At 40.2% G+C, this 665-nt stretch carries 2 protein-coding genes; both read left to right on the forward strand.

Annotated features, from left to right (window positions below; genetic code table 11):
- Window positions 1-220 (forward strand): aldehyde dehydrogenase family protein (locus ACFIK8_RS11800; RefSeq protein WP_375669537.1); only part of this gene is annotated, 220 nt, incomplete at its 5' end.
- A gap of 31 nt (window positions 221-251) precedes the next feature.
- A partial coding sequence (locus ACFIK8_RS11805; RefSeq protein WP_375669538.1) for a S4 domain-containing protein occupies window positions 252-665 on the forward strand: 414 nt, incomplete at its 3' end.

A 665-nucleotide genomic window follows, 5' to 3' on the forward strand; every position in this document is an offset into this window, starting at 1 on the left:
TGACACCGAATATGGTCTCACAAACTATATACAATCGCAAGATCGCAACAAATGCCGTCGTATCGCTGCACAAGTACGGTCTGGTATGGTAGAAGTTAACGGACATGAGTTACCCAGGGAGAGTTACTTTGGAGGTGTAAAATTTTCTGGACGTGCCCGTGAAGGCGGACAATGGGGAATTAAAGAATTTCTCGATACCAAAGCAATTTCATATTGGTAAAAAATCTTATTAAAAGCTTAATAGGAATCGTATGGTAACACAGCAAATAACGGATGAAGGTGCTCTTGGGCAACGACTTGATCAGTGGCTAGCCAAACAATATCATAATGCGCTATCACGTTCACGTTTGCAAGCCCTCATCCGTGAAGGTCATCTTAAAATTGATGGTCACTTAATACATGAGCCAAAAACAAAATTAAAACCCAACCAAATGATCGAATTAACAATACCTATCCTTCGGGATGCAAAACCTAGTGGTGAAGCTATTAAATTGGATATTCTCTTTGAAGATGATCATGTTATTGTCATCAATAAACAAGCTGGTCTCGTTGTTCATCCCGGAAATGGCAATTTGACAGGTACATTGGTTAATGCTCTGATCTACCACTGTGGCGATAGTTTATCTGGAATTGGTGGTGTTAAACGTCCTGGTATTGTTCATCGT

It is taken from the genome of Bartonella sp. MR168JLCBS (assembly GCF_042194175.1).